This is a genomic window from Streptomyces abyssalis (assembly GCF_001751365.1).
Lineage (GTDB): Bacteria > Actinomycetota > Actinomycetes > Streptomycetales > Streptomycetaceae > Streptomyces > Streptomyces abyssalis.
The window spans coordinates 380870-393235 of record NZ_LJGT01000037.1; the positions used below are offsets into that span (position 1 = coordinate 380870).

At 71.7% G+C, this 12366-nt stretch carries 11 protein-coding genes and 1 pseudogene; 5 read left to right on the forward strand and 7 right to left on the reverse strand.

Annotated elements, in window-relative coordinates:
- Positions 1–136: 136 nt before the first annotated feature.
- Together AN215_RS04880 and AN215_RS30230 are read left to right on the forward strand one after the other, a co-directional pair.
- Complete coding sequence (locus AN215_RS04880; protein ID WP_070010039.1) at positions 137–2809, forward strand: ATP-dependent Clp protease ATP-binding subunit; 2673 nt, start codon at positions 137–139, stop codon at positions 2807–2809.
- 54 nt (positions 2810–2863) lie between these two features.
- Positions 2864–3055, forward strand: a pseudogene (locus tag AN215_RS30230) (DUF4236 domain-containing protein); the annotation flags it as partial.
- Between the two features lie 175 nt (positions 3056–3230).
- On the opposite strand, the gene AN215_RS04890 reads toward AN215_RS30230, so the two are convergent.
- The 3 genes from AN215_RS04890 to AN215_RS04900 form a co-directional block, all read right to left on the reverse strand.
- Positions 3231–3941 carry a GAF and ANTAR domain-containing protein gene (locus AN215_RS04890; protein ID WP_070010038.1) on the reverse strand — a complete coding sequence of 237 codons (711 nt, stop codon included), beginning with the start codon at positions 3939–3941 and terminating at the stop codon, positions 3231–3233.
- A gap of 168 nt (positions 3942–4109) precedes the next feature.
- Positions 4110–4991 (reverse strand): Fpg/Nei family DNA glycosylase, encoded by an 882-nt coding sequence (locus tag AN215_RS04895; RefSeq protein ID WP_070010037.1) that lies wholly within the window; start codon positions 4989–4991, stop codon positions 4110–4112.
- Between the two features lie 42 nt (positions 4992–5033).
- Positions 5034–5459 carry an OsmC family peroxiredoxin gene (locus AN215_RS04900; protein ID WP_070010036.1) on the reverse strand — a complete coding sequence of 142 codons (426 nt, stop codon included), beginning with the start codon at positions 5457–5459 and terminating at the stop codon, positions 5034–5036.
- Positions 5460–5727: 268 nt separating this feature from the next.
- Between AN215_RS04900 and AN215_RS04905 the strand changes: the two genes are divergently transcribed.
- The 3 genes from AN215_RS04905 to AN215_RS04915 all read left to right on the forward strand — a co-directional run bounded on the left by AN215_RS04905 (position 5728) and on the right by AN215_RS04915 (position 7715).
- On the forward strand, positions 5728–6279 hold the full coding sequence (locus AN215_RS04905; RefSeq protein ID WP_070010035.1) for a glycoside hydrolase family 25 protein: 552 nt from the start codon (positions 5728–5730) through the stop codon (positions 6277–6279).
- Positions 6280–6380: 101 nt separating this feature from the next.
- The gene (locus AN215_RS04910; protein WP_245694239.1) at positions 6381–6845 is read left to right on the forward strand and encodes a hypothetical protein; all 465 of its coding nucleotides are present in this window, start codon (positions 6381–6383) and stop codon (positions 6843–6845) included.
- 39 nt (positions 6846–6884) lie between these two features.
- A complete protein-coding gene (locus AN215_RS04915; protein WP_070010034.1) occupies positions 6885–7715 on the forward strand; it encodes a DUF1707 SHOCT-like domain-containing protein in 831 nt (276 codons plus the stop codon).
- Between the two features lie 172 nt (positions 7716–7887).
- Here AN215_RS04915 and AN215_RS04920 read toward each other — a convergent pair whose 3' ends face one another.
- The 4 genes from AN215_RS04920 to AN215_RS04935 all read right to left on the reverse strand — a co-directional run bounded on the left by AN215_RS04920 (position 7888) and on the right by AN215_RS04935 (position 12333).
- Positions 7888–9534 (reverse strand): CoA transferase, encoded by a 1647-nt coding sequence (locus AN215_RS04920; RefSeq protein ID WP_079122697.1) that lies wholly within the window; start codon positions 9532–9534, stop codon positions 7888–7890.
- Positions 9535–9723: 189 nt separating this feature from the next.
- A complete protein-coding gene (locus tag AN215_RS04925) occupies positions 9724–10530 on the reverse strand; it encodes a DeoR/GlpR family DNA-binding transcription regulator (protein WP_070010033.1) in 807 nt (268 codons plus the stop codon).
- On the reverse strand, positions 10527–11369 hold the full coding sequence (locus AN215_RS04930; RefSeq protein ID WP_070010032.1) for a class II fructose-bisphosphate aldolase: 843 nt from the start codon (positions 11367–11369) through the stop codon (positions 10527–10529). Before AN215_RS04930 ends, AN215_RS04925 begins: the two co-directional genes overlap by 4 nt.
- A gap of 67 nt (positions 11370–11436) precedes the next feature.
- A complete protein-coding gene (locus tag AN215_RS04935; protein WP_070010031.1) occupies positions 11437–12333 on the reverse strand; it encodes an SIS domain-containing protein in 897 nt (298 codons plus the stop codon).
- Positions 12334–12366 lie beyond the last annotated feature (33 nt).

Below are 12366 nucleotides of genomic sequence, written 5' to 3' on the forward strand. Positions count from 1 at the left end.
GGAGAGCCGCGCGACACCCGCCGCCGCGTGCCGGCCGCCACGTGTCGTACCGCCGTACAGGGGAACCCCGCACCGGAAGCTTGATGCAGCCGACACAGCGTGGCCCGGCCAGGTCGGGTCAGCGGGACGGATACCTATGACCAGCGGGTACATGGGTCCCGAGGACTTCGGCAGGGACCCGTTCGGAGAGTTCATCGCGCGCTTTCTGGGAGGCGCAGCCTCGTCCGGCGGCAGCGGCAGCCGTGATCCCCGCTACTACGACTTCCTCCGGCTGATGAGCGAGCCCGCCAGGCAGCTCGTCTCCGAAGCCGCCTCGTACGCGGCGCAGCACGGCAGCAGCGACCTCGACACCGAGCACCTGCTGCGCGCGGCGCTCACCACCGAACCGACCCGCACGATGATCACCCGGGCCGGTGCGGACGCCGACGCGCTCGCCGAGAACATCGACCGGGACGTCGGAGAGGGCACGCCCCGCAAGTCCATCTCCGTCAGCCCCGCCGTGAAGCGTGCGCTGCTGGACGCCCACGACATCGCCCGTACCCGCGGGGCCTCCTACATCGGCAGTGAGCACGTTCTCATCGCGCTGGCCGCGAACCGCGACTCCACGGCCGGGCAGATCCTCGGCGCGGCCCACTTCGACCCGCGTTCGGCCTCCTCCGGCTCCTTCCCCGGCCACGGGGGCCACCCCGGTCACCCCGGCCAGGGCGCCCCGGGATACCCGGCCGGAGCGCAGGGCGCCGGCCCCGAGGGAGCGCCCGGCCGCGGACCGCAGGGCAAGCCGCGCACGGACACACCCACCGTCGACAAGTACGGCACCGACCTGACGGAGATGGCACGGGACGGCCGCATCGACCCCGTGATCGGCAGGGACGAGGAGATCGAGCAGACGATCGAGATCCTCGCGAGGCGCGGCAAGAACAACCCCGTCCTCATCGGCGAGGCCGGCGTCGGCAAGACGGCCATCGTGGAGGGCCTGGCCCAGCGCATCACGGAGGGCGATGTCCCTGACAACCTGCTGGGCCGCCGCGTCGTCCAGCTCGACGTCTCCGGAGTCGTCGCCGGCACCCGGTACAGGGGCGACTTCGAGGAGCGGCTGAGCAACATCATCGACGAGATCCGCGAGCACTCCGGCGAGCTGATCGTCTTCATCGACGAGCTGCACAACGTCGTGGGCGCCGGAGGAGGCGGCACCGAAGGCGGCTCGATGGACGCGAGCAACATGCTCAAACCGCCGCTCTCCCGTGGCGAGTTGCACGTCATCGGCGCCACCACGCTGGAGGAGCACCGCCGTCACATCGAGAAGGACGCGGCGCTCGCCCGGCGCTTCCAGCCCGTTCTCATCCCGGAGCCGAGCGTGCCCGACGCGGTGGAGATCCTGCGGGGCCTTCGCGACCGGTACGAGGCACACCACCAGGTGCGCTACACCGGTGACGCGCTCATCGCCGCCGTCGAGCTCTCCGACCGCTATCTGACGGGGCGGTATCTGCCGGACAAGGCCATCGACCTCCTCGACCAGGCAGGTGCCCGCGTACGGCTGCGCACCGCGACCCGCGGCACCGACGTGAGGGCACTTGAGCGCGAGGCCGAGCAGATCAGCCGCGACAAGGACCAGGCCGTCGCCGCCGAGGACTACGAGCGCGCCACACAGCTGCGCGACCGCCTCGCCGAGGTGGAGGAGGACATCGCCCGGAACGAACACCGGCACCAGCCCAACGGCCGCATCGCCGAAGTCACCGTCGAGGACATCGCCGACATCGTCTCCCGTCAGACGGGCATCCCCGTCAGCAACCTCACCCAGGAGGAGAAGGAACGCCTGCTGGGCATGGAGGACCGGCTGCGCGAGCGCGTCATCGGCCAGGACGAGGCCGTCTCCGCCGTCGCCGACGCCGTGCTGCGGTCCCGGGCGGGCCTGTCAAGCCCGTCCAAGCCGATCGGCAGCTTCCTCTTCCTCGGCCCCACGGGTGTCGGCAAGACCGAACTGGCCCGCGCTCTCGCGGAGTCGCTCTTCGGCACCGACGACCGCATGGTGCGGCTCGACATGAGCGAGTACCAGGAGCGGCACACCGTCAGCCGGCTCGTCGGCGCCCCTCCCGGCTACGTCGGGCACGAGGACGCGGGCCAGCTGACGGAGACCGTGCGCCGCAACCCGTACTCGCTGTTGCTCCTGGACGAGATCGAGAAGGCGCACGCCGACGTCTTCAACATCCTGCTCCAGGTGCTCGACGACGGCCGGCTGACGGACTCCCAGGGCCGGACCGTCGACTTCACCAACACCGTCATCGTGATGACCAGCAATCTCGGCTCCGAGGCCATCACCGGACGCGGCGCGGTCGTCGGCTTCGGCAGCGGTGACGAGGAGGACGAGGAGGACGCGCGCAGGGAACGTGTGATGCGCCCGCTGCGCGAGCACTTCCGGCCGGAGTTCCTCAACCGCATCGACGAGATCGTCATCTTCCGCCAGCTCTCCGACGAACAGCTGCGCACCATCACCGACATGATGCTCGACGAGACCCGGCACCGGGTGCACTCGCAGGATCTGGCCATCGAGTTCGCACCAGCCGCCGTCGACTGGCTGCTGCGGCGCGGCTATCAACCGGAGTACGGCGCACGGCCGTTGCGCCGCACCATCCAGCGCGAGGTGGACAACCAGCTCTCCCGGATGCTGCTCAGCGGTGAACTGAAGCCGCACACACGGCTGATGGTCGACGTGGACGGCGGCGAGCTGGTCTTCCGTACGGAGGGCACGGAGGGCACGGAGGGTACGGAGGAGGGAGCGGGCTCCGGCTCCGGTGCCGGCGGTGAGGGGTGAACCGACCGCAACGGGGCAAACGGCACTGCAGCGGCCCGAGTTGAGGAGGCGATGATGCCGCTGACATTCCGCAGGAGTTTCCGGCTGCTGCCGGGCGTACGACTGAACATCAACCGCAGGTCGTGGTCCGTGACCACGGGCGGTAAGCGGGGACCGCGCCGCACCTACGGCTCCACCGGCCGCCGCACGACATCGGTGGATCTGCCGGGCCCGTTCGGCTACCGGCACACCAGTGCCCGCGGCAGCCGCACGCAAAGCAGCCGCGGGCACGGGAGCAGGCTCAGCAGCGAGCTGATCAGGCTGCTCAGGAGCCGGGGCGGGCGCCGCGGCCGCGGCATGTGAGGCAGGCCGCGGGCAAATGAGCCGGGCTGCCCCGGCGCACGGAGGAAAGGCACCGGTCGTCAGGCCCCGGTCGTGGACCTCACGGCCGGGGCTTCGCGCCGGGGATCTCGCCGGTCTCCGTGACGACGCGCACGACCTCGCGCAGCTTGGTGTTCCGGTCCTGTGAGCTCTTCTTCAGCACGGCGAACGCCTGGTCCTCGTCGAGCTTGTACCGCTCCATGACGATCCCGATGGCCTCGCCGATGTTGTGCCGGGTCTCCATCGCGGTGTGCAGCTGAGCGTGCGTACGGGCGCTGGAGAAGGCGACCGCGCTGTGTGACGCCAGCAGCCAGCCGACGTGCTCGGAGCGCTGTGTGAAGGCGTTCGGGGTGGAGGAGTAGAGGTCGAGGGCGCCGAGGTTGTCGTCCTCGGTGTAGAGCAGGAAGCCCATCATGCTGCCGATGCCCAGTTCCCGTGCCTGCGGCGCGTACTGCGGCCACCGCTTCACCGTCTCGGTCATGTCCGCGACGCGGTAGACCTCCTCCAGGGTCCGGGCGGCGTCGAAGCAGGGGCCCTCGCCCACCTCGCCCTGGATACGGTCCGAGGCGCGCACCAGGTCGCTGGTGGTGGCGAGCGTCCTGACCTGCTGGTTCTCCACCGTCATCACACCGGCGGCCTCGCATCCGTCGACCAGCTCCACCGCGTGCACGACGACACGGTCCAGCGTCTTCTGGACGGAGTCCTGAGCGAGGAGATCACGGGCCATGCGTGCCAGACCTGTCGCGAATTCCTCCAGCTCATCAGCCGACATCCCTGTTCCTCCACCGCTCGTCACCCGCAGGACAATACCGAGGCACATTACGTGGCGCATTGCCCGGGCACTGCAGGGCCCGTGAGGGCCTTGCAGCGCGGGCCCTTGCCCGCGATCCGGGCCCACGGGCCGGACGGGCCCGTGAACCGGTCCCGCGAGCCGGGCGGGCTACTTGAGCAGGCGCGACATGCGGCGGTCCGCGAGCGGCTTGCCGCCGGTCTGGCAGGTCGGGCAGTACTGCAGGGAGCTGTCGCTGAAGGAGACCTCCCTGACGGTGTCGCCGCACACCGGGCACGGCTCGCCGGTACGGCCGTGCACCCGCAGCCCCGTCTTCTTCTCCGACTTGAGCTCCCCGGCCGCCAGCCCGCGTGAGCGTTCGACGGCGTCGCGCAGGGTGGCGCGGAGCGCCTCGTACAGGCCGGTGATCTCCTCCCCCGAGAGCTCTCCGGCGATCTTGAACGGTGAGAGGCGTGCGGCGTGGAGGATCTCGTCCGAGTAGGCGTTGCCGACACCGGCGATCACGCTCTGGTCGCGCAGTAGTCCCTTGATCCGGTGGCGCTCACCCCGTACGAGACCGGCGAAGACCTCCGCGGTGAATTCGCCGGCGAGCGGGTCGGGCCCCAGCCGTGCGACGCCCGGCACCTCCGAAGGATCGTGCACGCAGTAGACCGCGAGGCGCTTGCGCGTGCCTGCCTCCGTGAGGTCGAACCCGCCGTCGCCCCCGCCGCCCTCCTCCGGCGCGGTCAGCGAGAGCCGGAGAGCCAGCGGGCCCTTGCCCGGACGGGGCGGTGCCGGCGGGAAGGACTCCCGCCAGCGCAGCCAGCCCGCCCGGGCGAGGTGGACGACCAGATGGAGACCGCCGGCCTCCAGGTCGAGGAACTTGCCGTGCCGGGACACACCCGTGAAGGTCTGCCCCTCCAGCGCCGCCGGCTGCGGCTCGTACGTCTTGAGGACGCTGATGGCCAGCGGCGTGACGCGCTCCACCGTGCGCCCCGTGAGGCGGTCGTCGAGGAAGTCACGCAGCGCCTCGACCTCTGGCAGTTCCGGCATCTCTCCTCCGCTCCCGCCGGACCGGCGCGCGGCCGGCCGGGCTCAGCTCAGCTTGGCGGTCAGGGTGATGGTCGTGCCCGAAAGGGCCTGGGAGACGGGGCAGTTGACCTTCGCCTCCTCGGCGGCGGCGGTGAAGGCGGCCTCGTCGACGCCCGGCACCTCGCCCTGCACGGTGATGTGGATGCCCGTGATCCCGGTGCCCGGCTGGAACGTCACATCCGCCTGGGTGCTGAGCCGGGTGGGCGGGGTGCCCGCGGAGTTGAGCCCGTTGGACAGCGCCATCGAGAAGCAGCTGGAGTGCGCTGCGGCGATCAGCTCCTCCGGGCTGGTCCTGCCGTTCGGCTCCTCGGCGCGCGAGGCCCAGGTGACGGGCTGCGTGCCGATTCCGGAGGAGTCGAAGGTGACCTCTCCCGACCCCTGCTTGAGGTCCCCGTTCCACACCGTGTGCGCTGTGCGTGTCGTCGCCATGGTCGTACTCCTCCGTCGTGCGGGTTCGTCTCTGCCAGTGTGACGGGTGCCCGGCGGCGCACCCGCCCCGATCCTCCGCCCGCGGGCGCCGCCGGTACGGGGACGACGCGCCGGAGCACGCCGCCGGGCACGCCCGCACCGTGACCCCGAGCGACCGATCGGCGCCCCGCGGCGGGCCGTTCGGGGTACGGTGCGCCGCGTTACGGGTATCGGAACGGATGAGCGAAACGCAGCCGGACTGAAGAACCGGACTGAAGAAGGAGTCAAAGTGATCAAAGGCGTCGACGTCTCGTCGTACCAACCGTCGGACTACAGCACGAAGGGCCTCGACTTCGTCTTCATCAAGATCACGGAGGGTACGTCGTACACGAACCCGAAGTGGGTCGACCAGCGTCAGACGGCGCGCGACGCCGAACTCGTCACCGGCTTCTACCACTTCGGCCGCGCCGGCAGCATGAAGGCACAGGCCGACTACTTCATGTCGAAGATCAACCTGGTCAAGGGCGACATGCTCGTACTGGACTGGGAGGACGCCGCCGTCACCAACGCCGAGAAGGACGACTGGATCAAGTACGTGCAGAAGGAACGCCCCCACACCAGGGTGCTGCTGTACTGCAACGTCAACTTCTGGCTCAACCACGACACGACGTCCTTCGCCGGGGACGGTCTGTGGATAGCCCACTACAACGGCAAGCCGGGCAAGCCCGGCATCGAACACCCGTGGCGCTTCCACCAGTACACGGACGACCCGATCGACACGAACCTCGGGGACTTCGACAGCCGCGCCGATCTGCGCAAGTGGACCCACAAGGAGCCCTAGCGGAGGGGGAGTTGATCCGTGGTCCCGTCGCGTCCGGGGCGAGCCCGGCACCGCATGCACCCGCGCGCGACAGCGGGTCCGAATGCGGATAACCTCCCGGCATGCCGGAAGCCAACATAAGCCCGCCGACCGATGACGAGACGACCGCGCCCCAGAGCGGACCCGAGAGCGGACCCGAGCGCGGATCCGAGACCCCGCCCGGGAGCGGCACGGAGAATCCCCTGACCGGGTACGCGCCGGGGGAGGAGCCGTCGGACGAGTCGTCGGAGGAGCCGTCGGAGGGGGCAGACCCGGCCGCCCGCACGGGCCTGACGCCACGGCAGGCGCGGCGCGTCCGCATCATCGTCTCCGGCGTCGTCATGGTGGCCGTGGCGGTCGCGCTCGTCGTACGGCTGGGGAGCGCACCCTCCGTGCTCACCATGGGCTTCTACGGCATAGCGCTCATACTCTCCGGCACCGCCATCGTGCTGAGCCGCCGGGGCCGCACCCGGGTCGCGACCGGAGTGCTGGTGCTGGGATTCGCGGCGGTGGCGCTGGCCGAATGGCTGCTGGCGTCCGTCCAGTGAGCCGGCTGCGGCGGCCACGGCACGTAATAGGCTGACCGCATGAGTGACGAGCTGCCCGAGATGCGCGCTTCGGACGCCGAGCGAGAGCGCGTCGCCGAGGTCCTCCGTGACGCGCTGGCCGAGGGGCGGCTCGGCATGGAGGAGTTCCAGGAGCGTCTCGACAGCACCTATCAGGCCCGTACGCGCGGTGAGTTGGTCCCTCTCGTACGCGATCTTCCGCACCACGCCGACGGGGGCGCGGACGGGGCGGACGCCTCCGCCTCCCGCCTCCCGGACGTGGCTGGTGCGGGGGAGGCCTCGCTCGCACCGTCGCCCGGCAGGAAGCGGCGCTGGGCGGAACGGATCGGCGGGAGGGCCACCTCGCGCTGGGGCCTCGGCGTCATGGGCGGATTCGGGCGCAAGGGCGAGTGGACGGTGCCGCGCACCTTCACCGGCGTCGGCATCATGGGCGGCGGCGAACTCGACCTGCGGGAGGCCCGCTTCGAGGACCGGGACGTCGTCATCCGCTGCTTCGCGCTGATGGGCGGCTTCAGCGTCACCGTGCCGCCCGGGCTGGGCGTCGAGGTGCGTGGCGTGGGCATCATGGGTGGATTCGACTCCTCCGCCTCGGGGTTCGGGGACCCCGACGCACCACGCGTGGTGATCACCGGTCTCACGATGATGGGCGGCGTCGGCGTCGTACGGAAGCTTCCCCGGGCGGAGAAGCTGCAGTTGCGTGCCGAGAAGCGTGAACGGCGCGAGCTGGAGCGCCGTCAGCGCAAGGACGAGCGCGAACGCAGGAGCGGGCACGGCGACCCCGGCGCACACGGGGGACACGGGGGCCACGAGTGGCGCCGGGACGGCGGGGGCCACGGCGGCAAGTCCCTCTAGCGCAGTGGTGCTTGCCACCCGAGGGATTCACGCCTGAGGCACCCGGGAGCTCCGGGTGCGCCGCGCCCGGGGTGACGGCGGACCGCATGACGGCGGCTCCGGTACGGCACAAGGCGGTACCGCGGAAGGCGGGACGGCCGGTGGGCCGGACGGGCCGGTCGTCCGTGGCCGTTCACCACCAGGCGGCGGGATCGGCGCCCGGCACACCGGGCGGCCGTGACCAGTCGGCAGGGGCACCTTCGTAACCGACCGGCGGCAGTACATAGCGCAGCCGTCCGAGCGGGCTGTCGGTCTCGGCCAGCCAGGAGGCGGGGTCCGCCGGGCCGGCCGGACCGGGCGCCGCGGCCCCGGTGGCAGGGAGCCCCTCCGGCCGGGAGCCGGCTGTGCCCTGCGAGGTCAGCCCGCTGACGAGCCAGTCCGCGGTCTGGGCGAGTGCGAGCTGCACCAGCCGCGCGCCGGACCGGCCACACCGCTGCTCGGTGAGAGCCCGCATGACGGCGGCCGCGAGGAGATAGCCGGTGCCGTGATCGAGGGCTTGTGCCGGAAGGGCCCCGGGCCGCTCCTCGCCTGCCTCGTCCTGCTGCCTCTCCGTATGGGCGATGCCGCTCGCCGCCTGTACGAGGCTGTCGAAGCCGCGCCTTCTGTGCCACGGGTCGTACGCCCCCCACGCGCTGATCTGGCCCACGACCACGCCCGGGCGCCGGTCGGCCAGCGATTCCGGGGCGAGTCCGTAGCGGTCCAGCGCACCCGGGCGGTAGCCGGTGACGACGACGTCCGCCGCGGACAGCAACTCCTCGAAGTCGGCCTGCCCGGCGCGTGAGGAGAGGTCCAGGAGTGCGGAACGCTTGCCCGCGGCAGTGGCCGCGTGCGTGTCCGCGTCCTCAGGGAGGTGCGGGGCGTCGATGCGGAGCACGTCCGCGCCGAACAGCGCCAGGGTGCGGGTGGCGACGGGGCCTGCGAGGACCCGGGTGAGGTCCAGTACGCGGACCCCGTGCAGCGGGCCGTGGCCCGCGGGCTCGGGCAGCTTGCGGGGGAACGCCTGGTCCATGCGTGCGGTGGTGAGCAGCGGACGGCGTCCCGCCTGGGCGCCCTGCGGGTGTGCCGCCCACTCCTGAGGCGTACGGACGGCCACCGCGAGGCCGCCCGCCGCGTACACCGTCTCCTCGACCTCGGCGGCGTCGCGCCGGGCCAGTTCCGCGGCGACGGTCTCGACGAGCGCGGCGTCGTCTCCGTCCTCCCCGTCGATGCCGAGGGCGGCAAGCAGCCGGGCGCGGTGGTGCGGGTAGTTCGCGTGGGTGCGGAGCCAGCCTTCCGCGGTGCGCCAGAAACGGGACAGGGGGGCGAACCTCACCGGCTCGCGTCCGTCGATCCTCAGATGACGTTCGCTGGTGAAGGCGGTGGCGACCGCCCCGTCGTCCACGTCCACGGACGGAACGGCGCGGGTGCCGATGACGGTGCGGGTGCCCGTGCGGGTGCCGTTGACGGGACCGCTTGCCGCCCCGTCGGAACGTACGGACGACAGCTCGGCCGCGGCAAGCGAGCACACCGCCACCGAGGCCCGGGCCAGCTCCCGTACGGGCAGCCGCGAGAGGAGGGTTGCCCGCGGCGTGCAGGTGATCCGTTCCAGCAGTGCGCCGTCACCGCCGAGGGCGGCCCAGGCGTGTGCGGCGCCCGGGAGAGCGGCACCGGGGCCGCCGGTCTCCCCGGGCTGTGCCGGGGCGGGGTCCGCACTCAGCGGTTCACTGCGCAATTGGTCGGACGTTCCGGCCGGGGCTGCGGTACCGACTGCCGCTGATGAAGATCGTTCCATGCCGGGCATTCTGGCACTGGCCGTGCGATGTCCGGCGGCCAACGGACGCGAAGCACGGCCGCGTCGCCCGCCACGGCGCACGCGGCTCCCGGCAAGCACCGGCCGCCCGGAGCTGCCGGTGCCCGCCGCTGGTGCTCGCCGCAGGGGCCGGGGGCAGGAGTCTCAGGGGCAGCGTGCAGGGTGCCCGCTGTGGTGTCCTCAGCTGCCCGGCTCGGGCGGCGAGGCCGTCACCACGCGCATGCCGAGCTCGGTGAACTCCTGCCGTGCGGCCTCGGCCATGTCCGTGTCCGTGACGAGGGTGCCGAACACGTCCGCGCCGCCGACGCGGGCGAAGCAGCGCAGGCCCAGCTTGGTGGAGTCCGCGACCACCACGGCACGGGCCGCCCGCTCGGCCATGAGCCTGTTCGTCGTGGCCTCGGCCTCGTCGTGGACAGTGCCGCCCCATTCCGCGTCGATGCCGTTCACACCGATGAAGGCGATGTCCAGCGCAAGCTGTCGCAGCACCATCTCGCTGAAGGGACCGGTGAGTTCGAAGGAACGGGAGTGGGCCACGCCGCCCGTGAGGACGATCTTGATCTGCGGACGGACCGCCAACTCGTACGCGATGTTCAGGGAGTTGGTGACGATGGTCAGCCGGTCGTGGGGGGCCGCCTCCGCGAACTCCGGTCTGGTGGCCAGCGCCCTGGCGATCTCAGTCGTCGTCGTGCCCCCGCTGAGGCCGACGACGTCACCGGGCCCGGCCATGGCCGCCGCGGCCTCCGCCACGGCGTGCTTCTGCGCGGAATGGTGGCCGTGTTTGTAGCGGATCGGGAGGTCGTAGGTCACGGAGCTGAGGACCGCACCGCCGCGGGTGCGCTTGAGCAGCTGCTGCTCGGCCAGGGCGTCCATGTCGCGGCGCATGGTCGCCGCAGACACCTCGAGTGACGTCGCCGCCTCCTCCACATCGAGCCGCCCCCGCTCACCCAGCAGCTCCAGCAGTGCGTTCATGCGCTCGTGCCGCTTCATGCCGCCGGTGTCCCCAGCAGGCGCAGCAGCCGTTCCGCCTCCTGCGACACGGCCTCGCGGGCGGGCCCCACATACTTGCGGGAGTCGATGAGCGACGGACTCTCCGAGAGAGTCCTGCGCACCTCGCCGGTGAACACCGACACAAGGTGGGTCGAGATATTGATCTTCGTCATGCCGGCGGCGACGGCCGCACGCAGCTCCTCGTCGGGCACCCCCGAGGAACCGTGCAGGACCAGCGGCACGGGAAGCCGCTGCCGCAGTGCCCGGATCAGGTCCTTGTCGAGTACGGCCGTGCGCTCCCGCATGGCGTGCGAGGAGCCCACCGCGACGGCCAGGGCGTCCACCCGGGTGTCGTGCACGAAGGCGAGTGCCTCCTCCGGATCGGTACGCGCACCGGGTGCGTGCACTCCGTCCTTGCCGCCCACCTCTCCCAACTCGGCCTCGACGTAGACCTGCTGACTGTGGCACCAGCCGGTCAGTTCCGCCGTTGTGGCGACGTTCTCCTCGTACGGGAGAACGGACGCGTCGATCATGACCGAGCGCACCCCCGCACCGACGCCCTCCCGCAGCAGGGCGGGATCGGTGACGTGGTCCAGGTGCACGGAGACATCCGCCCCCGAGGCGTCCGCGAGCGCGAGGGTGGCGTGCAGCAAGGGCAGCAGACTCCCGTGATACCGGACGCAGTTCTCGCTGATCTGGAGAATCAGCGGAATGCCCGCGCGCTCCGCCGCGGCGACGAGCGCCTCCGCCGTCTCCAGATGCAGCACGTTGAAGGCAGGCGCGCCGACGCCCGCCGTACGTGCCGGACCGACGACCGACGCGGTGGGGACAAGGGGCATGCTGCGACCTCCGTCGAGGCGGAAAGGGGAAGCGGGGCGGGAGAACCGGGTGTGCGGGACGAGCCGGTCAGGCGGTGTCCAGCATGACTGAGCGGCTCAGGCTGCGTGGCGCGTCGGGATCGAGGCCGCGGGCCCGCGCCCGGGCCAGCGCCACTCGCTGCACCAGCACCAACTCCGCGAGTGGATCGCGCCGTTCGTGGTGCACGAAGGTGCCGCCCGTGCGCGCCACTTCCTGCTCCAGGCCCTCCGGCGGCGGCCCGAACTGCCAGGTCACGCGCCCGGGAGCTGCGATGGATATGGGCCCGTGCCGGTACTCCATGGCCGGATAGGACTCGGTCCAGGACTGCGACGCCTCCCGCATCTTCAGCGCGGCCTCATGAGCGAGGCCGACCGTCCAGGCGCTGCCCAGGAACGTGAACTGCTCGGCTTCCACCCACTCCGCCCGCACCTCGGCGGCCAGCGCCTCCCCGGCGTCCCGCACAGGGCCGCTGATGTCCTCGCCGAGATGCGCGCGGAGCAGAGCGAGCGCGCTCGTGGCGAACCGCGTCTGCACGACGGACCGTTCATCCGCGAACGGCAGGGCGACCGTCTCGTCCGAGACGGCGGTGGCCGGGGTGTCCGGGTCGCCGATGAGGGTCACCGTGGGGAGGCGCCCCCGCACCGCCTCCAGCACGCGGACGACTTCCGTGGTGGTGCCGGATCGGGTGACGGCCAGCACCCGGTCGTAGCCCCGTGCGGCGCCGAGCCGCGCCTCGGATGCCGCGAAAGCGTCCGTCACCCCCGACCCCGCGCTCTCCCGCAGGGAGGCGTACGCCTGAGCGATGAACCACGACGTGCCGCATCCCACGACGGCCACCCGCTCCCCGGAACCGGGCAGCGGGGCCGCCGCCGCCATCTGCGCGGCCGAGCGCCATGTCTCCGGCTGGCTGTGCAACTCACGCTCCATGTGCGTGGTTTCGCTCATCGGACCCCACCTCTCCGTGCCTCTCCGGCACCT

Coding starts and splice junctions, on each gene's coding strand:
- AN215_RS04915 (WP_070010034.1), top strand. CDS start 6,885: ATGAGTGACGAGCTGCCCGAGATGCGCGCTTCGGACGCCGAGCGAGAG.
- AN215_RS04920 (WP_079122697.1), bottom strand. CDS start 9,534: ATGCCCGGCATGGAACGATCTTCATCAGCGGCAGTCGGTACCGCAGCC.
- AN215_RS04935 (WP_070010031.1), bottom strand. CDS start 12,333: ATGAGCGAAACCACGCACATGGAGCGTGAGTTGCACAGCCAGCCGGAG.
- AN215_RS04890 (WP_070010038.1), bottom strand. CDS start 3,941: ATGTCGGCTGATGAGCTGGAGGAATTCGCGACAGGTCTGGCACGCATG.
- AN215_RS04900 (WP_070010036.1), bottom strand. CDS start 5,459: ATGGCGACGACACGCACAGCGCACACGGTGTGGAACGGGGACCTCAAG.
- AN215_RS04910 (WP_245694239.1), top strand. CDS start 6,381: ATGCCGGAAGCCAACATAAGCCCGCCGACCGATGACGAGACGACCGCG.
- AN215_RS04880 (WP_070010039.1), top strand. CDS start 137: ATGACCAGCGGGTACATGGGTCCCGAGGACTTCGGCAGGGACCCGTTC.
- AN215_RS04925 (WP_070010033.1), bottom strand. CDS start 10,530: ATGAAGCGGCACGAGCGCATGAACGCACTGCTGGAGCTGCTGGGTGAG.
- AN215_RS04895 (WP_070010037.1), bottom strand. CDS start 4,991: ATGCCGGAACTGCCAGAGGTCGAGGCGCTGCGTGACTTCCTCGACGAC.
- AN215_RS04930 (WP_070010032.1), bottom strand. CDS start 11,369: ATGCCCCTTGTCCCCACCGCGTCGGTCGTCGGTCCGGCACGTACGGCG.